This is a genomic window from Pseudoxanthomonas sp. PXM04 (genome assembly GCF_014851695.1).
GTDB lineage: Bacteria > Pseudomonadota > Gammaproteobacteria > Xanthomonadales > Xanthomonadaceae > Pseudoxanthomonas_A > Pseudoxanthomonas_A beigongshangi.
Genome location: NZ_JACVAG010000003.1, coordinates 208872 through 230897, shown reverse-complemented (window position 1 = coordinate 230897; position 22026 = coordinate 208872). Strand labels below are relative to the sequence as shown.

Below are 22026 nucleotides of genomic sequence, written 5' to 3'. Positions count from 1 at the left end.
CGCGCCCTGGCATCAACCGTCAAGCCCGCACACCGCCATCGTCGATCAGACAGCGATCGTTAGCCGCCAAGCCTGCACACCGCCATCGTCGATCAGACAGCGATTGCTGGAAGTGCCCCCATCCCAGCCTTCCCCCGCCAGCGGGGGAAGGGGCAACCGCCGAATCGCTGCAATTGTTCTGCACGTTGAGAGAGCATGGCGACATTCGCCCTTTTTCATGTCCCTCTTTCACCGCGCGCCGCCGGGTCCGATTGCGATGGCGTGCGCGGACAGGCATAGTCCGCCGGGCATGCGAAGCGACGCAGGAGCGCCATGAAGAACCGACCGGTCTCCCGTCCGGAACCCGATGACGAACAGCGCCGGCTGGCGGTACTGATCGATGCCGACAACGCCCAGCCCGCCGTCATCGAAGGACTGCTGGGCGAGATCGCCAAATACGGCGTGGCCAGCGTCAAGCGCATCTACGGTGATTTCACCAGCACCCGCATGACCCAGTGGAAGCAGGCGCTGCTGAAGCATTCGATCGCGCCGGTGCAGCAGTTCGCCTACACCAGCGGCAAGAACGCCACCGACAGCTCGCTGATCATCGATGCGATGGATCTGCTCTACACCCAGCGCTTCGATGGCTTCTGCCTGGTCTCCAGCGACAGCGATTTCACCCGTCTGGCCCAGCGCCTGCGTGAGGAAGGCCTGATGGTGTACGGCTTCGGCGAACGCAAGACGCCGGACGCCTTCGTCCAGGCCTGCGACAAGTTCGTCTACACCGAGGTGTTGCGCAGCGAAACACCGGCCGCGCCACCGCCGCCCGCCAAACCGGCGAAGAAGGCGGCGAAGAAAGCCGGCGCGCCGAAGAACGGACCAACCCAGGCCGAGCCGACCGCCGCGCCGCCGCCGGAACCGGCGCGCGGCGAAGCGCTGCCGCTGCGACTGATCCGCCAGGCCATCGAGGAAGCCTCCGACGATCAGGGCTGGGCGTTCCTGGGCACGGTTGGCAGCTATCTGATCAAGATCCGCCCGGACTTCGATCCGCGCCTGTACGGGCAGAAGAAACTCAGCGACCTGCTGAAGCAGCATCCCCGCCACTTCGAAGTGGAAGAGCGCGGCGGGGATGGCGGCGCCAGCCGGCGCTTCTACGTGCGCTGGCGCGACTGACCCCGGGAGCGGCGCGATGATGGAAGACAAGCCCCATGCGCCTTCCTGCGATCGCAACCGCGATCCAATCCTGGCGGTGCTGCGCCATCACTTCGCCGAAGTCCGCCGGGTCCTGGAAATCGGCAGTGGCACCGGCCAGCACGCGGTGTACTTCGCGATGAAACTGCCGCGCCTGGTCTGGCAGTGCTCGGACGTCGCCGACAACCTGCCCGGCATCCGCCAGTGGCTGGACGAAACGGATCTGCCGAACACGCCGCCGCCGCTGGAACTGGACGTGGATGGCCAGTGGCCGGCGCAACGTTTCGACGCGGCTTTCAGCGCCAACACCCTGCACATCATGGGCTGGGCCTCGGTGCAGGCGTTCTTCGCAGGACTGGGCGGCGTGCTGGGGGCGCGCGCCTCGTTGATCGTCTACGGTCCGTTCAACTACGAAGGCCGCTACACCAGCGAGAGCAACCGCGAGTTCGACGCATGGCTGAAAGCGCGCGATCCGGCTTCGGGCATCCGCGACTTCGAGTCCGTCGATGCGTTGGCTCAGGCCCAGGGGTTCCTGCTGATCGACAATGTCGCCATGCCGGCGAACAACCGCTGCCTGGTCTGGCGCAAGGTCTGACGAGGACCGGACGCGTCACGGCGGGTCGCCGCGTTCATGGCGAACGGCTAGGATGAATGCAACGTCACAGGGGAACGCGCGCGGAATGTCCAGGTTGCCATTGGGGTTGTTGTGTTCGTTCGGTCTTTTCCTGGGCGGTCCGCTTGCCGCGCAGCCGGCCTCGATACCGGCACCCGCTTCGATGTCCCTCTCCACGCAGGACTATCCCGGCACGTTGCGACTCGACGTCGACGCCAGCGATATCGACCGGCGCATCCAGCGCGTGCGCGAACGCATTCCGGTCGCCGCGGGGCCGCTGACCCTGTGGTATCCAAAGTGGATTCCCGGCAACCATGCGCCGACCGGACCGATCAACCAGATCGCCGGGCTCGTCATCACCGGCAACGGCCAGCGCATCGCCTGGCGCCGCGATCCTGGCGACATGTATGCGTTCCAGCTGGACGTGCCGGCGGGCGTGGCGGAGATCGAGGTCGCCTTCCAGTATCTGTCGCCGACCTCCTCGTCGCAGGGCCGCGTGGCGATGACGCCACGGATGCTGTCGCTGCAATGGCATCGCGTGTTGCTATATCCGGCGGGCCATGATGCGCGCCGCATCCGCGTCACCCCGACCCTGCGCCTGCCGGCGGGTTGGGAGTCGGCGACCGCGCTCGCGGTGGAGGCACGCGATGGCGCCGAACAGCGTTACGCCACCACCGATCTGTTGACCCTGATCGATTCGCCGGTCTACGCCGGCCAGCATTTCCGCCGCTTCGATCTGGATACCGGCACCACGCCGGTGCGCCTCAACGCGATGGCCGACACCGCCGCGCAGCTGGACGCCTCGCCGGCGATGCTGCAGGCGCACCGCGCGCTGGTGACGCAGGCCGATCGGGTGTTCGGCCCGCGTCCGTTCGCGCACTACGATTTCCTGCTGGCGCTGTCCGACAGCTTCAGTGGCATCGGCCTGGAGCACCGCCAGTCCAGCGAGAACGGCACCTACGCCGACTACCTGCGCGGCGATGCGGCCTTCATCGACAACGATCTGCTGCCGCACGAATACGTGCATGCCTGGAGTGGCAAGTTCCGTCGTCCGGACACCACCTGGGCGCCGCACTACAACAGCGCCATCGACAACTCGCTGCTGTGGGTTTACGAGGGACAGACCCAGTATTGGGCGGTGGTGCTGGCCGCGCGTGCCGGATTGTGGACGCCCGAGCAGGCGTGCGCGGTGCTGGCGAACACGCTGGCGACCGCGGCCACCCAGCCGGGCCGCGACTGGCGCGACCTGCAGGACACCGTGCACCAGGGCATCGTCGACTACAACGATGCGCCGCAAGCCTGGTCGAGTTGGCAACGCGGCTACGACTTCTATTCGGAAGGCTCGCTGCTGTGGCTGGCGGTGGACGCGCGCCTGCGCGAACGGTCGCGCGGCCGCCGCAGCCTGGACGACTTCGCCCGCCGCTTCCACGCCGGCGCCAGCGCCGACGCGGCGATTTCGTTATACGGCTTCGACGACGTGGTGCGGGTGCTCGACGAAGTGCAGCCCGGCGACTGGCGCGGCTTCCTGCGCGAGCGGCTGGATGGGCAGGGTGCCGCCTCGCCGCTCGATGGACTGGAGCGTGCCGGCTGGCGGCTGGCCTATACCGATGAACCGAATCCGGCCATCACCGACGCGGAGGGCGCGGGCGGCAACGATGACCTGCGTTTCTCGATCGGTTTGAAGGTCGCCTCCGACGGCGAAATCCAGGAGGCGATCTGGAACTCGCCCGCCTTCACCGCCGGACTCGCGAAGGACATGACGGTGATCGCGGTGGACGGCTTGGCCTACACCGGCGAGCGCCTCAAGCGCGCCATCATCGCCGCCAAGGCATCGCCGCAACCGATCGAACTGCTGGTGCGCCAGGGCGAGCAGTACCGCAGCGTCCGCATCGACTACCGCGACGGTCTGCGCTACCCGCACCTGCAACGCATCCCCGGTGCCGAGGACCGGCTGTCGAAAATCCTGGCGCCGCGCTGATGCCTCATCCTTGTGGGAGCGACGTCAGTCGCGACCGTAGACTTGCCTCGTTGGTAGGTGCACGGTCGCGACTGACGTCGCTCCTACAAAGTGCCGCAAAGCGGACAGGGTCACGGGATGAACGTCTGCTCCGGATCGTCGAAGGACTTGAACTCCAGCGCGTTGCCGGAGGGGTCGAACAGGAACATGGTGACGTGCTGGCCGGGCTTGCCCTTCAGGCGCAGGTGCGGTTCTTCGTGGAAGTCGACCTGGGCGTCCTTCAGCCGCCGCGCCAGCGTTTCCCAGGCCGGCCGATCCAGGTTCATGCCGAAATGCGGCACCGGCACCGCCTCGCCGTCGAAGCGGCCGTTGTGCAACGGCTGGCCGTCGCCGCCGATGTGCGCGACCAGGTGATGGCCGAAGAAATCGAAGTCCTGGTAGGAGATGTCGCTGCGGCCCTGCGGGCAGCCGATGATGTCGCCGTAGAAATGGCGCGCCTCGTCCAGGTCGCGGACCGGGAAGGCGAGATGGAACTGGGTGATGTTGCTCATGACGCGGCTTCCAGTTGTGGCGTGTACGCGTCGAGGATGTTCTGCCAGAACAGGTTCCAGGCGGAAATGCTGCGCTCGTAGCCGCGCGCCAGTTCGGGCAGCACGCCGGGATCGTGGCGCAGGTATTCGTCGATGGCCGCGCGGGTCAATTCGCCATGGATGATGTCCTCTTCGCCGGTATGGATGGTCCAGAACTCCCAGTCGATGCGGTCGGCGTTGGCGACCAGATACGGATTGCGGCGCATGTGCTCGAACATCACCGACAGGTAGGTCTGGCACAGGCATTCGCCGCCCATGCCGCGCAGGCCGACGCCGAAGGCGATCGGGTTGTTGGCCATGTCGCGGGTCAGCCCCTTGAGGATGCGCTCGTTGGCCATCAGCGGTCGTTCCAGTTCCTCGGGCGCGACGCCGATGGTGGCGAGGAAGCGGTCGTACACGGCCGGATGGGCGCGCTCGGGATCGCCTTCGCCCAGTTCCTCGGCGAGGATCTGTCCGAGCAGGCTGCGCAGTCCGCCGAACGGCAGGCGCGCCACCAGCAGGGCGAGATCGCTGATGTAGTCGATGGTGAAGAACCGGTACTGGATGCACACCTGGCGCAGCGCGTCCGGGGAGAGATCGGCGAGTACCTGCATCCGTTGCGCGGCGAGGGATTCGGTCGCCTCCTTGGCCTTGTCGGCGAACTGCCAGAACTGATCGCGGGTCATCGATTGGGCTTGCATGAATCGTTCCTGGGGGAAGGAAAATGGCCGGGGCGCGGCAATCTCTGCCGTCGACCCCGGTGGACGATGATGGGTAGCGAAGACGTGAGCAGAACGTGCACGCATCGCAAAGATCCGCGTGCCTTCACATGCTGGCGACATGCCCGTGCCGATCGCGCGACGAACGTTCAACGGATGCGCATTCATCGATGTGGACCGAATCGCCACGAGGCGTGACAAACATGAGGCGCGCATGAAGACTCGCGTCGCCATCGCCTGTTCAGCCGGCGGAGTGAAGAGAATTGCACCTTGCGCGTGCGCGGCCACGCTAGCATCGGCGCGCGCTGCACCGGGAGTCCCTTGCTTGCGGTCGTGGATGCGTTGCCCAACCCGCCGAGGCGATCGGCATGGAGTTCCCGCGCACATGCAAGAACCGATATTCCGCAATGATTCGACCACCGCCACCACGCCGGACACCGTCAGGAGTGTTCCGCTGCTGTGGACCAGCGGCTGGGATTCGACCTTCCAGCTGCTGCGGCTGCTGCTCCTGCATCGCCTGCCGGTGACGCCGTACTACCTGGAGGATCCTTCGCGCGCGTCGACGGCCACCGAACGCCGCAGCATCCAGCGCATCACCGCGGCGCTGCACGAATCGCATCCGGAAACCCGCGCGTTGCTGCGGCCACTGCGGGTGTTCCAGGTGGCGGAACTGGCGCGGGACCCGGTGATCACCGAGGCGCTGCGCGAGGTCCGATCGCGGGTCTACATCGGCAGCCAGTACGAATGGCTGGCGCTGTTCTGCCGCCAGCACGCGCCAGCGGGCATCGAGCTGAGCGTGCACGTGGACGACAAGGTGCAGGCGCTGCTGGCGGACTTCGTGCAGCCGTTCGAGACCGCCGGCGGCTATCGCAGCCACCGCGTCGAATCGCGCCACGCGGGCACCGCCGAACACACCCTGTTCCATCATTTCGGCTTCCCGCTATTCCAGATCGACAAGCGGGCGATGGAGCGCGAAGCCGAAGCCGCCGGCTGGCACCGGCTCATGGACATGACCTGGTTCTGCCATCGGCCGGTGAACGGCAAGCCCTGCGGTGCCTGCGCGCCTTGCGTATACACGATCGAGGAAGGCCTGGCGTGGCGGGTGCCGCGTTCGCGCCGGATGCTGTCGTTCTTCTATCGCAAGCTGGCGTTGCCGCTGAAGCCACCGTTGCGCGCCGCGCTGGCCTCGGTGCGCCGGCGGTAACCGCGCGCATCGGTTCGGAAAAGAAAAAACCCCGCCGAGGCGGGGTTTTTGGTCAGGCGACCTGGACGACGTGCAGCGCCCTGGGGTTGTTCCATTGCGCGAGCAGTTCGGCCTCGCGCGCCTTGGCCTCGTGCAGGTGGCGTTCCTTGACGTGGCCATAGCCGCGGATGTGCTCGGGAATACTGGCGATATCCACTGCCAGGCCCAGGCGATCGGCATCCAGCGAACCGAGCAGCTGATCCAGGGTGCGTTCGTAATCGCTGATCAGCTGGCGCTCGCCGCGGCGCTCGGCGGTGCGGCCGAACACGTCGAAGGCACCGCCGCGCAGGAAGCGCAGCTTCGCCAGCAGTCCGAAGGCCTTGAACACCCAGGGGCCGTATTCCTTCTTCATCAGGCGGCCCTGCGCGTCCTTCTTGGCGAACAGCGGCGGCGCCAGATGGAAGTGCACTTCATAGTCGCCCTCGAACTGTTGCTGCAGGCGGCGCTGGAACTCGCCGCTGGTGTATAGCCGCGCCACTTCGTACTCGTCCTTGTAAGCCATCAGCTTGAAGAAGTAGCGGGCGACCGCCTCGGTCAGCGCGGTGGAACCCGGCGCCTTCACGTTCTCGGCGGCGCGCACGCGGGTGACCAGATCGCGGTAGCGGCTGGCATAGGCGGCGTCCTGGTATTCGGTCAGGAAGGCCACGCGGCGCGCGATCAGTTCGTCCAGCGAGCGCGACAGGCGCAGGTCGTCTAGCGGCAGGAACGCGACTTCGCCACCGATGGCGCCGCCTTCCGGCAGGCCACGCAGTTCGCTCTCGTTGTCCGGGTTGCGCGGCGCGGCGTTGGCGCCCCACTCGGTGCTTTCCCATTCGCCCGGCGGCAGGATCCGCAGGTTGCGCGGGGTGCGTTCGGACTCGGTCTGGGCATTGCGGATCAGGCCGGCGGCTTCTTGTACCGCCTGCGGATCGACCACGGCCAGGCGGCCCCAGGCGAAGGCGCGCCGGTTCATTTCGATCGCCGCGCCGTTGAGTTCGACCGCGCGCATGATCGCGTCGAACGAAATCGGCACCAGGCCCTGCTGCCAGGCGTAGCCGAGCATGAACAGGTTGGCGGCGATCGCGTCGCCCATCAGCGCGGTGGCCAGCTGGGTGGCGTCGACCAGCATCGGATCGCGGCCGCCCAGCGCCACCTTCACGCCGGTGATGATGTCGGTGGCCGGGAACTGCATGTCCGGACGGGTGGTGAAGGTGCCGGGCATCGCCTCGTAGGTATTGAGCACCACCTGCGAGCGCTCGCCGCGCACCTTCGACAGCACCCAGTAGTCGTTCACCACCACCATGTCGCAACCCAGCACCAGATCGGCTTCGCCGGCGGCGATACGCACGGCGTGGATGTCCTCCGGCGTGCGCGCGATGCGGATGTGGGTGGTCACCGCGCCGCCCTTCTGGGCCAGGCCGGTCTGATCCAGCACGCTCGCGCCCTTGCCTTCCAGGTGCCCGGCCATGCCCAGCAGCGCGCCGATGGTCACCACGCCGGTGCCGCCGACGCCGGTGATCAGGATGTTCCAGGGCTGGGCCAGATCCGACTTGAAGGCCGGTGCGGGCAGGCTCTCCAGCTTCTCGGCCGCGCTGACTTTCTTGCCCTTGCGCGGGTTGCCGCCGTGGACGGTGACGAAGCTGGGGCAGAACCCGTTGACGCAGGAGAAATCCTTGTTGCAGTTGGACTGATCGATTTCACGCTTGCGCCCGAATTCGGTTTCCTTCGGCAACACCGACACGCAGAAGCTCTTCACGCCGCAGTCGCCGCAGCCTTCGCAGACCAGCGTGTTGACCATCGTGCGCTTGGCCGGATCCGGCATCTTGCCGCGCTTGCGGCGGCGGCGCTTCTCGGTGGCGCAGACCTGGTCGTAGATGAGGATGGAAACACCCTTCACCTTGCGCAGCTGCTTCTGCACCTCTTCCAGCTGGCCGCGATCATGGAACTCGACACCGGTGGGGAACAGCTCGCGGCGGCTCCATTTGCGCACGTCGTCGCTGACCACGACGATGGTATCCACGCCTTCGGCGCGCATCATGTGGGCGATCTGCGGCACGCTCAGGGTGCCGTCGACCGGCTGGCCGCCGGTCATCGCGACCGCGTCGTTGTAGAGGATCTTGTAGGTGATGTTGACGCCGGTGGCGACCGACTGCCGCACCGCCAGCGAACCGGAATGGAAGAACGTGCCGTCGCCGAGGTTCTGGAACACGTGCTCGGTTTCGGTGAACGGCGCCTGCCCGGACCAGGTGACGCCTTCGCCGCCCATGTGGGTGAAGGTGTCGGTGTCGCGATCCATCCACGTCACCATGTAGTGGCAGCCGATGCCGCCGAGCGCGCGCGAGCCTTCCGGCACCACCGTGGAAGTGTTGTGCGGACAGCCGCTGCAGTAGTGCGGCACGCGCGGGAAGCTGGCGCGCGGCAACGCGAGCTCGGCTTCCTTGTCCTCCATCCAGCGCAGGCGCTGCTCGATGGATTCATTGGTGAAGAAACGCTGGATGCGCCGGCCGATCACGCCGGCGATGGTGGCCGGGGTGAGTTCGCCGGTGGACGGCAGGATCCACTCGCCGGCCTCGTCGTACTTGCCGACGATGGATGGACGCTGGCCCGCGCTGGCCGGCCAGTTGTAGAAGTACTCCTTCATCTGCCGCTCGATGAAGGCGCGCTTCTCTTCCACGACCACGATGTCTTCGAGTCCGCGCGCGAACTCGGCGATGCCGATCGGCTCCAGCGGCCAGGTCATGCCGACCTTGTATACGCGGATGCCGATGTCGGCGCAGGCGCGCTCGTCCAGGCCCAGGTACTCCAGCGCCTGCAGCACGTCCAGGTAGCTCTTGCCGGTGGTGACGATGCCCAATCGCGCGCGCGGCGAATCCAGCACGATCCGATCGATGCCGTTGGCGCGGGCAAACGCCTGCGCGGCCTTGACCGCGTAGCGGTGCAGGCGCATTTCCTGATCCAGCGGCGGGTCCGGCCAGCGGATGTTGAGACCGCCGGCGGGCATGTCGAAATCCTCCGGCAGCAGGATGGTGCGCGCGAACGGATTCACTTCCACCGACGCCGAGGATTCCACCGTCTCGGCAATCGTCTTGAAGCCGACCCAGCGGCCGGTGTAGCGGCTCATCGCCCAGCCGACCAGGCCCATGTCGAGGATGTCCTGCACGCCGGCCGGGTTGAGCACCGGCATCATCGCGCTGACGAATTCGTCTTCCGACCCATGCGGCAGGGTCGAGCTGCGGCAGGCGTGATCATCGGCGGCCAGCGCCAGCACGCCACCGTGCCGGGAGGTGCCGGCGGCATTGCCGTGCTTGAACACGTCGCCGCAACGATCCACGCCCGGTCCCTTGCCGTACCACATCGAGTACACGCCATCGACCTTGGCGCCGGGGAACAGGTTGGTCTGCTGGGTGCCCCAGACCATGGTCGCGCCGAGATCCTCGTTGAGGCCGGGGGTGAACTTCACCGCCGCCGCTTCCAGATGCTTGCGCGCGCGCCACAGCTCCAGGTCGAAACCGCCCAGCGGCGAACCGCGGTAGCCGCTGATGAAGCCGGCGGTGTTCAATCCGGCGGCCTGATCGCGCAGGCGCTGCATCAGCGGCAGCCGGACCAGCGCCTGCACGCCGCTCAGGTAGATGCGGCCGTCGGTGCGGGTGTACTTGTGTTCGAGGGTGTAGTCGTTGTCCAGCACGCCGATCTGCGGGGTGTTGGCGGACGACGGCGAGGTCAGTTCGGCGGTGCTGGTCATGGGCTGGCCCCTGGAGCGGCTGGCGTGATCCGGCCAAGGCGGCCGGACGCGAAAGGCGCGAATTGTAGCAGCGGGGTGTAGTTGGCCTGGTCGAAGGGCAAATCCCCCTCGGTCCCCCTTTTGCAAAGAGGGAGGCAAAGCGGTACCCGGAGTCCGGATGTCATTTGCCCCCTTGATCAGCTATTCGGCTGTTGAAAGCGCAAAAGGGGGCGGGCGCCGAAGGCGACGGGGAATTGACCAGCCATGCGGCTGTTGAAAAGCGCTTGCTGTTGGCGCGAAGAGCAGGTCCCCCTTGGTTCCTCTTCCAACCCGCCATTCGGCTGTCGAGAAACGTTTGCTCCTGGCGGTCAAGCGCTCAAAGATCAAACCCCAGCAGCAGCGGATCATGATCCGAACTGCGCCAGGGCTGGCCGGCATCGCCGTGGAGGTAGCCGGCGCTGTCCGCCGAATCGGCGTTGAGATGCCACTCGGCCGCGCCGCGCAGGCGCGCCGACAGCGCGGGCGTGAGCAGGGCGTGATCCAGGCGGCCGCTCAGGCCGTTGTAGACGTAGCTGTAGGGCCGTTCCACCCTGGCCACGGCGAAGGCGTCGCGCCAGCCGGCCTCGCGCAGCCAGCGCACCGGGTCCTCCATCGCATAGGCGTTGAAGTCGCCGAGGATGACCGTCATCGCGCCGCCCTGGCCGGTCGGGTCCTGCTTCAGCCACGCGTCCAGGCGGCGCGCCGAATCCAGCCGCAGCGCGTTCCAGCAACCCTGGGTGTCGCCCTGATCCTGATCGGCGCCGGTGGCTTCCGAGCAGCCCTTGGACTTGAAGTGGTTGGCCACGACCACGAACGCCGGCCCTTGCCCGCGCCGGAACGCCTGTGCCAGCGGCACCCGGCTGCGGTCGCCGAAGGGACCGCCCGCCAGCGTGGCGGGCTGGCCGACCGGTGTGACCCGGGAGGCGCGGTAGATCAGGCCGACCCGGATGGTGTCCGGCCCCGGGCCCTCGCCGGCGTCGATGAAGCGCCAGTCGCCGCCCTGCGCGTTCAAGGCCGCGACGAACTGGGCGAGGCTGGAGTCGGGGCCGTAGCCGTCGTTCTCCAGTTCCATCAGTGCCGCCACGTCGGCATCGAGCGCGCGCACGGTGGCGACCAGCTTGGCCAGCTGTGCCTGCAATTGCTCGGGAGTCTTGGCGCCGCGCGGGGTCGGGAAGCCGCCGCCGTGGCCGTCGCCGTTGAACAGGTTTTCCAGGTTGAACGCGGCGATCTTGAGCGTGCCCGGCACGCGGGGCGCGAGCGGGTAGGCGGGGGCGGGCAGTGCCAGGCGACCGGTCAGTTGCAGGCGATGGCTGCCATGGCGCTCGTCGACGATGCCTTCGACGCCCTCCAGGACGGTGCCCACGCGCGGGATCGGTTGCCCGCCGAGCCAGGCGATGGCCTTGGGATCCCGCTCGCCGCTGCCGTCGTCCAGGGTCAGGCGGCGGCGGGCGTTGTCCTTCAGCACCTGCTTGAACGCCTCGCTGCCGGGCGCCGCCACCTCGCTGGGCTGCCACAGCCGGCCTTCGAACGCGGCGGTGAGCTCGCCGAAACGCTCGACCTGATCGGTGCCGCTGACGGTGAGCGGGGCGGCGATGCGCACGCGCATGCCTTCCAGGGCTTCCCAGTCCGCGGGCGCGGCCGTCAGCACGACCGGGGCGATCGCGGGCACCGGAGTTCCGAGGCGCTCGATGTCACCCGGGGTGATCGCGGTCAGGCGGCTGCCCTGCCGACCCGGTTCCAGCTCGGTGACCTCGCCCCGCACCCGGTAGCGCTGGCCGACCTTCGGCGTCTCGTCCTCATCCGCGTTGGCGTCGAAGGCCAGCGGAACGAACACGCCGTCCGAGGTCGCCGGATCGCCGTCGCCGGCATCCTGCAGGAAGAAGCCGCCCAGCCCCTGGCGGAAATCGGCGGTGACCACGCCTTCGACCGTGACCGCCTGGCCCGCCAGCGGGCTGGCCGTACCGGCGCCCTGGACCTGGCCGATGGCGATGACGTCGGCATCCCCGGCCCGGGCCATCGCGGCACAGGTCAGCAGGGCGGTGGCGAGCAGGGCGCGGCGAAAGGGCATGGCGATGTCTGGCGGATTGTCGAGCCGGACATGATAGCCAGCGGGGATGACGGGTGATGGGGAAGCGCCAACGCTCCTCGACCGCCAAATGGCGGGTCATCCCCCTTTGACCAGCCACTCGGCGGTCGTGAAGTGCAACAAAGGGGGAGGCAAGACATCGGGGCGATCGGGAGCGGTGTTGTCAGCTCCCTTTTGAAAAGGGGGCGGGCGCCGGAGGCGAGCGGGAATTGGCTCTTGGCGCGGAGTTCGGATCACCAACGAAAAACGCCGCCCGAAGGCGGCGTTTTCAGCGACGCGTGCAAGCCGGAGGCTTACTTCACGTTCGCCAGCATCCAGTCGACCGTGGCGTGGATCTGCTCTTCGGTCAGGGCCGGGTTGCCGCCCTTCGGGGGCATGATGCCGCCGTCCGGACCGGTGAAGCCTTCGATGGCGTGCTTGTACAGGGTGTCCTTGCCCTTGGCGGCGCGCGCGCCCATGCCGGCGGCGGTCAGCATCGGGGCGTTGCCGGTGCCGTTCTTGTGGCAGGCGCCGCACAGGTTGTCGAAGATGACCTGGCCGTCGGTGGTGCCGCCGTAGGCGACCTGCGAAGCCGCGGCGGCGGCGGCGGCGGCTTGCGCGGCGGCCTGGGCCGCGGCACCGGTGGCGCCGGCGTACACCGCGCCCGACGGGGCGATGCGGCCCTCGGTGCGCTTGGCGGCCTGCGGGTTCACTTCCGCCGGAATCGAGGAGTGCAGGAAATGCGCACCGATGATCAGGCCCAGGGTGACGACGACCAGGAAGCCGATCACCATCGAGAAATGCTTGAGGAATTCGAGGTCGTAATTACGCACGTTCCACCTTTGGCAGCACGGCGGCGGGCCGTGCTTGGCTACGAAAAACGGGGTCGGAAACCGCCACCAGGGCGGGTTTCGCGGCAAGTGCCGGGCGCGGACGCCACGGACAGGGGGCCTATTATAAGCAGGGTGGCGGTTTCCGGCATATTCCAGGAGACCCGGTCCGCCGTCCCGGCTATTCCAGGGTGAACCACTGGACCTCGACGCGACGGTTCAGGTCACTGTCGGTGCCCGCCGGCTCCTCCCAGCCACGGCCGACCAGTTCGATCCGGTTGGCGTCCAGTTTGGGATGGCGTTCCAGCAGGGCATCGCGGACCGCCTGCGCGCGCTGGCGCGACAACTCCATCGCCTTCAGCGACATGCTCCGGACCAGTTCCTGTCCGCCCTGTTTCTGGAACTCGTTGCGGCGGCCGTCATCGACGTGGCCGCGCAGCAGCACCACCGAGCCGGGGCTGACCTGGAGGAAGTTCTTGATCGTGTCCAGGTAGCCGGCATTGGCCGGCGCGGACTTGTCGAGCACCGCCGAATTGGATTGGAAGAAGAACCGGATGTCCTTGCTCAGCAGGGCATCGCCCTCCAGCGAAACCTGCGCGTTGCCGCTGCGGATCGGCGCGATGGCGATGCTCTGGTTGGCGTACAGGCCCTTCTTCTTCAGTGCCTGCAGGGCGGCGGTGTCCACGAAGCGGGCCGGGTCGGCGGGGTTCTTGATCAGATTGCCGTACACCAGCACCGAGGACTGGAAGATGCCCTGGAAGGAGCCGGCCGAATCGATGGTGCCTTCGAAGAAGGCCAGGTTCTCCGGCAGGTTGGACAGATGCACCTTGGACAGCTCGGCGCGGGTGTCGGCCTCGTTCCACTTGAAGGCCTTGGCGATCACCGGGATCTGCGTGGCCGCCTCGTCGCGGACCAGGCGGTTGCCTTCCAGCAGGCCGTGCACCAGTCCGCGCGCCCAGTCGGGATGGGCGGCGGCGAAGCCGCGATTGAGCAGCAGCAGGTCGGCGATGATCAGCAGGTTGCGGTTGCTGACCAGGGTCTTGGCGCGGCCGCCGGAGGCGGCGACGACCTCGTCGGTGCGCGGCGACCAGCCGACGCAACCGTTCAGGCGCGGTGACCCGCCCTGGAGTTCGTGCTCGTAGGCGTCGCAGGCGACGAATGCGTCCTCGTAGAACACCAGGCCCAGTTCGCCCGGTCCCGGGCGCCCGTCGAGGTCGCGCAGCACCTTGACCGGCACGCCGGCCTCGGAGGCCAGATAGCGGATGAAGAACTCGCTTTCGTTGAACTGCGAGGCCGCCAGCACCTTGCCCTTGAGCTGGTTGATGCTGGCGATGCCGGTGTCGACCACCACCTGGTCGGCGCCACGCGAGAAGCCGATCTGCGCCGGCACCACCACGTCGAACTGGCGGCCGAGCACGGCCAGGGTGTCGGCGGTGGTCACCGAGGCGGCGACCCGCCCGTTGTTGAGCTTGGACCAGCCTTCCTCCTCGTTGAGGCTCAGCCGGACCTGGAAGCCGTACTCGCGCGCGAAGAACGAATCCGGATTGGGCTCCAGTCCGCCGTTGGCCGCGATCAGGCCGGCATAGCCGGCGTACTCGCTGATGTCGACGTCGACCACGTTGCCCTTGGGCTGGTAGGTCGCTGCCGCATCCAGGTTGGGCAGTCCGGCCTGCGGTTCGACCGGCACCGGCGCCTTGCCGTCGGTGTTGCCGGCAGCCGCCTGCGAGGTCGTCGCGCCCGCCGGCTCGTCCTTGCCCATGTCGCGCATCACCAGCCATGCGCCGAACGCGAGCAGCGCCAGCACCAGCACCGCGGTGATCAGCTTGCCGCTGGCATTGCCGGCCTGGCGGCGCGGCGGGGAAACGGATCGGCTCACGACGACTCTCCTTCTTCGATCACGGTACGGGGAACGGGCGGGCGCAGCACGGCCGACGGCAACCGGGGCTGCGCGTTCAGGTCGAGGACGCCCAACAGGTCGCGCTGGCCTTCCAGCCAGCGATTGGCTTCGGCGAAGGAGGCGCTGAGCGCATCCAGCGAGCTGCCGATGCTGCCTTCGTCGATGGCCAGCAGCGCCTGCTCGCGCAACAGCGCCACCTGCTGGCCGATGCGCTGCAACTCGGAGTCGACATGCTCGAGCCGGCGACCGGCATCGGCATGCGCGGCCTGGCGCTGGTCGATCACGGTCTTCTGCTGCTGCAGGCTGCGCCGCAGTTCCTCGCTCAGGTCGTCGCGGCCCAGCCGCGCCTCGATGGTCGCTTCCTGCTTGCCCAGCACCGCGCTTTCCTCGCGCGCGGTGTGCACCACGCCGGCAATCGCGGTGCGCGCGGCCAGCAGGCGCAGGTGCAGCCACACCAACTGTTCCAGGCTGTCCGCATGCGCCGCCATCACCGGCGACTTGTCGAGCATCTGGATGATCACGCGCGCCTTGTGCTCCAGCGCGTCCTGCTGGCGGCGTTGCGGGATGGGCAGCGGATCCCGCAGTTCGCGGTAGCGCCGATCCGCTTCCGACTCCTGCGGCAACGCCTGCGCATCCACCGTGGCGCGGAAGCGGCGATGGTTCGACAGCCAGTACAGATAGGCGATTTCCGCGCCCGCGCCGAGCACGAAGAAACCCGGCGTCAGGAAGATGCCGGCCAGCGCGAAGGCCGCCAGGCCAATCCAGTTGGGCGGAACCGGCATGCCCAGCGGACGCGCATTGAAGGCGGCCCATGCGTAGCGGAACGCATTCATGGCGTTGTGCTCCCGGCCGCCAGCGGACGCAGCGAGGGTGGCACGAAACGCAGATCGGTGGCCTCGGCGACGGCGATGCGCATCTGGAACTCCAGCACCTCCAGCGGCACCGGCGGCTGGTAGCCGGCCAGCAGCGCGGCGATCGCCTCCAGCGGGGCGACGCCGGTGGTCTGGGCCTGCCGGTAGGCCTTCACCGCGAAGGCTTCGGCGGCGCCGGGAGTCAGCAACAGCGGCAACGGGGACGGCAGCGCCAGCAATGCCTCAGCGCCCGGCGCCATGCCGAAGCGTTTCAGCAGGGCATCGAGCAGGGCCGCGCTTTCGGCGGCGGTGGTGGTGGGCAGCAGCGGGATCTTGACGTCGATGCGGCCCGGCCGCTTCAGGTCGACTTCGATCAGGTCCGGGCGCGAGGAAGCCAGCACCCACATCACCCGGCCACGGTTGTCGGTGTCGGACATCTCCTGGGCGATCATCGAATACAGCCGGCCGGACAGGCCGCTGTCGCCGTTGCCCGAGTCGCGCTTGCCCAGTGTCTGGTCGGCTTCATCGATGAACACGATGCAGCGGCCAAGCGCGCGGATCAGGCGGAAGACCTTTTCCAGGTTGCCTTCGCTGGAGCCGACCCAGCGATCGCGGAAGTTCTTCAGCTTCAGCACCGGCACGCCGGCTTCGCCCGCCAGGCATTCGACCAGGAAGGTCTTGCCGGTGCCGACCGGACCGCAGAACAGGTAACCCATCGGCAGGGCGCGCAGGTTGGCCGCGCGCCACAGCGCGATGTCCTGGCGCAACCATTCCTTCAGCGCCGGCGGTGCCTCGTAGTCGTCGAGCGTGCGACGGGAGTCGATGAACTCGACCAGGCCGCTGGCATCGCCCTCGACCAGCTGCTTCTTGACCCGCAACCAGTCGGTCGGTCCCAGCGCGCGGCCCTGGTGGGCGCAGGTCCTCACCAGGCTTTGCAGGGCGCTGATGCTGACGCCGGTCAGGGCGCCGGTGATCATGCCGTCGTCGGCCCCGGCGAAGGCGCCCGGGTGATCCAGCCGCAGTTGCGCCAGCGCCTGGCCCAGCATGGCCTCGTCGGGCAGCGGCACGCGGATGCGCGCGACGCGCGGATGGAAAGCGATCTGCGGGTGCAGGTCGTTGAGGTTGTCGGCGATCAGGAAACTGGCGAAGGCCTGGTCGGTGAACGGAGATTCGCTGGCCCAGTCGCGCACCAGGCTGGCCAGGCTGGCGATCTCGAAGTCGCCGGCGCGCCCGCCCGGCAGCACCTGATCGATGCCGCGCATGATCACCGCCACGTGCTCGCCGTCGCCTTGTCCCAGCGCCTTCAGGTTGGCGAGGTAGCGCAGGTAGTGGGAAACGCGTTCGACCGCCGCCCGTGGCTCGCGCGGCCAGGCGGCGTCATCGCGACCGGCCAGCCACTGGCGCAGGCGATCACTGCCGCGCAGCACGGTGAGCCCGTTGCCGGGATCGTACTGGAACACCACGTCGAAACCGGTGAGCAACTGCGATTCCAGCCAGCGGGTCAGGCTGACCAGTCGCCCCGACAGCGGCAGGCGATCGCCGACGTTGCCGTACAGCACGAACTGTCCGTGCGCGCCGCTTTCATAGGCCAGCGCCAGTTCGTGCGCCCAGGCCGGGGCGTTGCTATCGAGCGGCATCAGTGCGCCTTCGCCTGCATGGCGGCCATCCTCCGGGCAAGGGCGGGGCGATCAGCCCGCGTCGTTTTCCGACACCGGTTTGGCAGCCTCGGCGGCGCCCATGCTGCGGGGCGCGGCTGGCGTCGCCGCCGGCTCGGCCTGCAGCGAAATGCCCTCGGCCGCGGCGAAATCCGCGAGTGCCTGGTCGGCCAGCGCCTTCTGCTCGGCTTCCTTGACCTCGATCTGGTTCATGTCGAGCGCATCGCGCGCGACCCGAGCGCGGCCGGCGGCCTTGTTGCGCTCTTCCTCGACCATCTCGTGCAGGCGATCGAGGGTGTCGCCGGAACCGCCGATCGTGGTGACCATGCCGGCGGCCATCTCGTTCATCTCCGCCAGCGCGTGCTTCATGCGCATGTCGTTGATGGCGCCCTTCAGGCTCTCGATCTTGGCGCGCGCGGCGGCCACGGCGACGTCGCGCGCCTTCACCAGGTTCTTGTAGGTGGCTTCGGCCTGCTCCATCTGGTCGCGGTTTTCCTGCAACTCGCGGCTGACCGTCTGCAGGCGCAGGGCGTGCTGGGCGGCGGCATCGCGGTTGCCCGCGCGCAGGTGGGCGGTGGTGCGCGCGCGCAGCTCGCGTTCTTCGTTCTCCAGCTTGCGCACCTGTCCGATCAAGCGCTCGGCCAGGCCGGCGTGGGTCGCCAGGCTCTGGTTGTAGCTGCCGATCTGCTTGCGCAGGTTTTCCTGTTCCAGTTCCAGCAGGGCTTCCGGATTGCGCTTTTCCATCCCCTTGACGAACTGCGCAAAGAAACCACGGAACACGTTCACTAACCGAGCCAGCATGGCGCCCCCGAAATCCTCTCGATGCGGGCTACTGTACGCGGCGCGTGCGGGCATTCCAACCGCGCCGCGACGGCGGGTCAGGGCGTCAGGTAAGTCACCACGGGCGTGGCGGCCTGCGCCAGCACGATGCGGATCGGCAGTTGGCCGTCGGCGCCGACGCCCGCGAGGGCGCGATCCAGCACGGCGCGCTTTTCCGCGCCTTCGATATGCAGGTACAGGTGGCGCGCGGCCAGCAGCACCGGCAGGGTCAGGGTGATGCGGGCTTCGCCGGCGCCGGGCGCGCGCATCGGCAGCAGGCGTGCCGGCGAGGCCGGATCCAGCGCCGCGGCCAGGTGATCGCCGCCGGGGAAGAACGAGGCGGTATGGCCGTCGCTGCCCATGCCCAGCACGATCGCGTCGAACGATGGCGGCAGGCTGGCAAAGCGCCGTTCCAGTTCGGCCAGTGCGTCCTCCGGCTCCGGGGTGTCGCGGAACAGCGGCAGGAAATGCGCCGCCGCGGCCTCGCCCCGCAACAGGTGCTCGCGCAGCAGGCGGGCGTTGGAGCGTTCGTTGTCCGGCGCCACCCAGCGCTCATCGACCAGGGTGACGGTGACCTTGTCCCAGTCCAGCGATTGTTCCGACAGTCGCTGCATGAACCGCTTGGGTGTGGTGCCGCCGGACAGCGCCAGCAGCGCGCCGCCGCGGGCATCGATTCCCGCGCGCAGATCGGCGGCGACGGCCGCGGCCAGGGCGCCGGCCAGCGCCTCGCTGTCGGCGAAGGTGACCAGTTCGGTCGGGACGGGGGGGAGGAGGGACTGGGTCACGCGCTTACACCGTGTCCTCGTGCCAGGTCCGGCCGTCGCGCTCGACCAGCGCGACCGCCGCGCTGGGTCCCCACGAACCGGCGGTGTAGGGCTTGGGCGTCTCGCGCTGGTTTTCCCACGCGCCCAGGATCGGGTCGATCCATTTCCATGCCGCCTCGACCTCGTCGCGGCGCATGAATAGGGTCGGGTTGCCGCGCACCACGTCCATCAGCAGGCGCTCGTAGGCCTCCGGCTGGTGCACGCCGAACGCCTCGGCGAAGCTCATGTCCAGCGGCACATGCTGCAGGCGCAGGCCGCCCGGACCGGGATCCTTGATCATCAGCCACAGCTTCACGCCTTCGTCCGGCTGCAGGCGCAGGACCAGCTTGTTTCCCATCACCGGGCCGGCGCCGTGCTCGAAGATCGAATGCGGAATCTGCTTGAACGCAATCACGATCTCCGACACGCGCTCGGGCAGGCGCTTGCCGGTGCGCAGGTAGAAAGGCACGCCGGCCCAGCGCCAGTTGTCCACTTCCGCCTTCAGCGCCACGAAGGTCTCGGTGCGCGAGTCCTCGCGGCCCAGTTCGTCCAGGTAGCCCGGCACCGCCATGCCGTTGACCGCGCCGGCGCGGTACTGGCCACGCACGGTCATGTGGCTGATCTCGTCGGCGGTGATCGGGCGCAGCGAGCGCAGCACCTTCAGCTTCTCGTCGCGCACCGCGTCGGCTTCCAGCGCCGCCGGCGGTTCCATCGCCACCATGCACAGCAGCTGCAGCAGGTGGTTCTGGACCATGTCGCGCAGCGCGCCGGAGGTGTCGTAGTAGGTCGCGCGCTTCTCCAGGCCGACCGTCTCGGCCACGGTGATCTGCACGTGATCGATGTGGTTGGCGTTCCACAGCGGTTCGAACAGGATGTTGGCGAAGCGCAGCGCCAGCAGGTTCTGCACCGTTTCCTTGCCCAGGTAGTGATCGATGCGGAAGATCTGGCTTTCCGCGAACGCGCTGCCGACCGCATCGTTGATCACCGTCGCGCTGGCCAGGTCATGGCCGATCGGTTTCTCGATGACCACCCGCGACTGGCCACCGTTGAGGCCGTGCGCGCGCAGGCGGTCGCACAGGTTCACGAACAGGCTGGGACTGGTCGACAGGTAGAACACCCGGATGCGGTCGCCATGGGCCTTGAGCGCGCTGGCGAACTCCTCCCAGCCCTCGTCCTTGGTCGCGTCCAGCGCGTGGTAGCCGAGCTTCTCCAGGAAGGCGGGCAGCTTGGCCTTGAGCGCCTCGTCGTTGCCGGCCGCGCGCTGCAGGGCGTCGCCCACCTTGGCGCGGTAGTCGGCGTCGGACTGCTTGTCGCGGGCCACGCCGATGATCCGGCTGTCCTCGCGGATCTGGCCGTCGGCATAGCGGCGCAGCAGGCCGGGCAGCAGCTTGCGCAGGGCCAGGTCGCCGGTGCCTCCGAAGATCACCAGATCGAAAGGGTCGACGGGCAGGGTCTTGGCGGTCACGTCGTCATCTCGTTCGCTTGTCAGGTGGGGAGGAACAATACCACCGGGCTACCACGCTGACCAATGAATCAGGCCAATGTAACCATTTGTCGGCTGATATTGCCTTTATTGGTACGTGAGTGGTATGTTCAGGGCCATGCAAAAAGCCCTGTTCGATGAATACCAGCGCCTGCAGACCGGCGAGTCCACCCGCGCCGTGGCTTACCTGCGCCTGCGCCGCGCCCTGCAGAACCTGATGGACGCCGGCGTGCTGCGCTCGGGCCAAGCCCTGCCCAGCGAACGCGATCTTGCCAACCTGCTGGGTCTGTCCCGCGTGACGATCCGCAAGGCGCTGGCCGGACTCATCGAAGCCGGCCTGCTGGTGCAGCGACAGGGCGCGGGCACTTTCGTGGCCGAGCGCATCCTGCGCCAGTTCTCGCGCCTGACCAGCTTCACCGACGACTTGCGCGAGCGCGGTCTCAATCCGCAGGTGAAATTCCTCGAACGCAGCGTCGGCGAAGTGACACCGGAAGAATCGATGGCGCTGAACCTGTCGCCGGGCAGCGGCGTGGTCCGCATGTACCGCCTGCGCCACGTCGACGGCGCGCCGATCGCGATCGAACGCACCCTGGTGCCGCTGTCGCTGCTGCCGGATCCGGAAACCGTCACCACCTCGCTGTACGAGGCGCTCGACGCGCACGGCAACCGACCGCGCCGCGCCTTGCAGCGCCTGCGCGCGGTCGCGCTGGACGACGAGGCCGCCCGCCACCTGGAACTGCCGGTCGGCGCCCCGGGACTGCTGGTCGAACGCCGCGCCTTCCTGGAAGACGGCCGCGTGGTCGAATCCACCCGTTCCTACTACCGCGGCGACGCCTACGACTTCGTCGCCGAACTGCAGAGCGAATAACGTCCGGCCCCCGCTGCCGCGAACACGCCGGGTAGGAGCGGCCTTCGGCCGCGAGCTCCTCCGCGCGATGCCCGGTTCCGATGATGGCGATGGTGACGGCGATGTCTGTGGTGACCGCGCAAAAGGCTCGCGGCGGGGACGCCGCTCCTACCTCGCTTTTTGACCGCGTGACTGGAACGCGCTGACACCCTCAAGGCGTCACCTGTGGCGCGAATGCCTACCACACCCCAGGTAGGAGCGGCCTCCGGCCGCGAGCTCTCCCGCGCGATGCCCGGTTCCGATGATGGCGATGGTGACGGCGATGTCTGTGGTGACCGCGCAAAAAGCTCGCGGCGGGGACGCCGCTCCTACCTCGCTTCCTTTTGGACCACGTGACTGGAACGCGCTGACGCCGTCAAGGCGCCACCCACGGCGCGAATGCCCACCACCCCTGGTAGGAGCGGCCTCCGGCCGCGAGCTCTCTCCCGCGCGATGCCCGGTTCCGATGATGGCGATGGCGACGGCGATGGCTGTGGTGACCGCGCAAAAAGCTCGCGGCGGGGACGCCGCTCCTACCTCGCTTCCTTTTGGACCACGTGACTGGAACGCGCTGACGCCGTCAAGGCGCCACCCACGGCGCGAATGCCCACCACCCCTGGTAGGAGCGGCCTCCGGCCGCGAGCTCTCCCGCGTGATGCTCGGCTGCGATGATCGCGATGGTGACGGCGATGGCCGGGGTGACCGCGCAAAAGGCTCGCGGCGGGAC

At 68.1% G+C, this 22026-nt stretch carries 16 protein-coding genes; 5 read left to right on the top strand and 11 right to left on the bottom strand.

Annotation, left to right across the window (positions count from 1 at the left end; genetic code table 11):
* Positions 1–312 precede the first annotated feature (312 nt).
* The 3 genes from IB228_RS09430 to IB228_RS09420 all read left to right on the top strand — a co-directional run bounded on the left by IB228_RS09430 (position 313) and on the right by IB228_RS09420 (position 3761).
* Positions 313–1152: an NYN domain-containing protein gene (locus IB228_RS09430; protein ID WP_183640056.1), complete on the top strand. Its 840-nt coding sequence runs from the start codon at positions 313–315 to the stop codon at positions 1150–1152.
* 19 nt (positions 1153–1171) lie between these two features.
* Positions 1172–1765: a DUF938 domain-containing protein gene (locus tag IB228_RS09425; RefSeq protein WP_192198199.1), complete on the top strand. Its 594-nt coding sequence runs from the start codon at positions 1172–1174 to the stop codon at positions 1763–1765.
* 181 nt (positions 1766–1946) lie between these two features.
* The gene (locus IB228_RS09420; RefSeq protein WP_225562366.1) at positions 1947–3761 is read left to right on the top strand and encodes a peptidase M61; all 1815 of its coding nucleotides are present in this window, start codon (positions 1947–1949) and stop codon (positions 3759–3761) included.
* A gap of 110 nt (positions 3762–3871) precedes the next feature.
* Here the strand turns inward: IB228_RS09420 and IB228_RS09415 are convergent, their stop codons facing one another.
* Both IB228_RS09415 and IB228_RS09410 read right to left on the bottom strand, forming a co-directional pair.
* On the bottom strand, positions 3872–4291 hold the full coding sequence (locus tag IB228_RS09415; RefSeq protein ID WP_183640062.1) for a VOC family protein: 420 nt from the start codon (positions 4289–4291) through the stop codon (positions 3872–3874).
* The gene (locus IB228_RS09410; RefSeq protein ID WP_192198197.1) at positions 4288–5010 is read right to left on the bottom strand and encodes an iron-containing redox enzyme family protein; all 723 of its coding nucleotides are present in this window, start codon (positions 5008–5010) and stop codon (positions 4288–4290) included. The genes IB228_RS09415 and IB228_RS09410 overlap by 4 nt, the downstream gene beginning before the upstream one ends.
* 403 nt (positions 5011–5413) lie before the next feature.
* On the opposite strand from IB228_RS09410, the gene IB228_RS09405 reads away from it, so the two are divergent.
* Positions 5414–6232, top strand: coding sequence for a hypothetical protein (locus tag IB228_RS09405; protein WP_183640066.1), 819 nt, complete (start codon positions 5414–5416; stop codon positions 6230–6232).
* A 52-nt stretch (positions 6233–6284) separates the two neighbouring features.
* Here IB228_RS09405 and IB228_RS09400 read toward each other — a convergent pair whose 3' ends face one another.
* The 9 genes from IB228_RS09400 to zwf all read right to left on the bottom strand — a co-directional run bounded on the left by IB228_RS09400 (position 6285) and on the right by zwf (position 20395).
* Positions 6285–9992 carry an indolepyruvate ferredoxin oxidoreductase family protein gene (locus IB228_RS09400; RefSeq protein ID WP_192198196.1) on the bottom strand — a complete coding sequence of 1236 codons (3708 nt, stop codon included), beginning with the start codon at positions 9990–9992 and terminating at the stop codon, positions 6285–6287.
* A gap of 355 nt (positions 9993–10347) precedes the next feature.
* Positions 10348–12027 (bottom strand): ExeM/NucH family extracellular endonuclease, encoded by a 1680-nt coding sequence (locus tag IB228_RS09395; RefSeq protein ID WP_225562386.1) that lies wholly within the window; start codon positions 12025–12027, stop codon positions 10348–10350.
* A 362-nt stretch (positions 12028–12389) separates the two neighbouring features.
* Positions 12390–12908, bottom strand: coding sequence for a c-type cytochrome (locus IB228_RS09390; RefSeq protein WP_183640072.1), 519 nt, complete (start codon positions 12906–12908; stop codon positions 12390–12392).
* A gap of 178 nt (positions 12909–13086) precedes the next feature.
* Positions 13087–14781 (bottom strand): OmpA family protein, encoded by a 1695-nt coding sequence (locus IB228_RS09385; protein WP_183640075.1) that lies wholly within the window; start codon positions 14779–14781, stop codon positions 13087–13089.
* A complete protein-coding gene (locus tag IB228_RS09380) occupies positions 14778–15635 on the bottom strand; it encodes a hypothetical protein (RefSeq protein WP_192198194.1) in 858 nt (285 codons plus the stop codon). Before IB228_RS09380 ends, IB228_RS09385 begins: the two co-directional genes overlap by 4 nt.
* Entirely contained in the window at positions 15632–17290 is a 1659-nt protein-coding gene (locus tag IB228_RS09375; RefSeq protein ID WP_192198193.1) for an ATP-binding protein, read from the bottom strand. Before IB228_RS09375 ends, IB228_RS09380 begins: the two co-directional genes overlap by 4 nt.
* A gap of 51 nt (positions 17291–17341) precedes the next feature.
* On the bottom strand, positions 17342–18109 hold the full coding sequence (locus tag IB228_RS09370) for a PspA/IM30 family protein (protein WP_183640080.1): 768 nt from the start codon (positions 18107–18109) through the stop codon (positions 17342–17344).
* Positions 18110–18186: 77 nt separating this feature from the next.
* Entirely contained in the window at positions 18187–18912 is a 726-nt protein-coding gene (gene pgl, locus IB228_RS09365; RefSeq protein ID WP_328805074.1) for a 6-phosphogluconolactonase, read from the bottom strand.
* 4 nt (positions 18913–18916) lie between these two features.
* Positions 18917–20395, bottom strand: coding sequence for a glucose-6-phosphate dehydrogenase (gene zwf, locus IB228_RS09360; RefSeq protein ID WP_183640082.1), 1479 nt, complete (start codon positions 20393–20395; stop codon positions 18917–18919).
* A gap of 136 nt (positions 20396–20531) precedes the next feature.
* Here zwf and IB228_RS09355 point away from each other — a divergent pair, with 136 nt between their 5' ends.
* Positions 20532–21281 carry a GntR family transcriptional regulator gene (locus IB228_RS09355; protein ID WP_183640084.1) on the top strand — a complete coding sequence of 250 codons (750 nt, stop codon included), beginning with the start codon at positions 20532–20534 and terminating at the stop codon, positions 21279–21281.
* Positions 21282–22026: the final 745 nt, after the last annotated feature.

Excerpts from the sequence above, each read along its gene's own strand:
- IB228_RS09375 (WP_192198193.1), bottom strand. The coding sequence starts at position 17,290 with ATGCCGCTCGATAGCAACGCCCCGGCCTGGGCGCACGAACTGGCGCTG.
- IB228_RS09355 (WP_183640084.1), top strand. The coding sequence starts at position 20,532 with ATGCAAAAAGCCCTGTTCGATGAATACCAGCGCCTGCAGACCGGCGAG.
- IB228_RS09420 (WP_225562366.1), top strand. The coding sequence starts at position 1,947 with ATGTCCCTCTCCACGCAGGACTATCCCGGCACGTTGCGACTCGACGTC.
- IB228_RS09400 (WP_192198196.1), bottom strand. The coding sequence starts at position 9,992 with ATGACCAGCACCGCCGAACTGACCTCGCCGTCGTCCGCCAACACCCCG.
- IB228_RS09425 (WP_192198199.1), top strand. The coding sequence starts at position 1,172 with ATGGAAGACAAGCCCCATGCGCCTTCCTGCGATCGCAACCGCGATCCA.
- IB228_RS09380 (WP_192198194.1), bottom strand. The coding sequence starts at position 15,635 with ATGAATGCGTTCCGCTACGCATGGGCCGCCTTCAATGCGCGTCCGCTG.
- IB228_RS09370 (WP_183640080.1), bottom strand. The coding sequence starts at position 18,109 with ATGCTGGCTCGGTTAGTGAACGTGTTCCGTGGTTTCTTTGCGCAGTTC.
- IB228_RS09405 (WP_183640066.1), top strand. The coding sequence starts at position 5,414 with ATGCAAGAACCGATATTCCGCAATGATTCGACCACCGCCACCACGCCG.
- IB228_RS09430 (WP_183640056.1), top strand. The coding sequence starts at position 313 with ATGAAGAACCGACCGGTCTCCCGTCCGGAACCCGATGACGAACAGCGC.
- IB228_RS09410 (WP_192198197.1), bottom strand. The coding sequence starts at position 5,010 with ATGCAAGCCCAATCGATGACCCGCGATCAGTTCTGGCAGTTCGCCGAC.
- IB228_RS09395 (WP_225562386.1), bottom strand. The coding sequence starts at position 12,027 with ATGGCCCGGGCCGGGGATGCCGACGTCATCGCCATCGGCCAGGTCCAG.
- IB228_RS09415 (WP_183640062.1), bottom strand. The coding sequence starts at position 4,291 with ATGAGCAACATCACCCAGTTCCATCTCGCCTTCCCGGTCCGCGACCTG.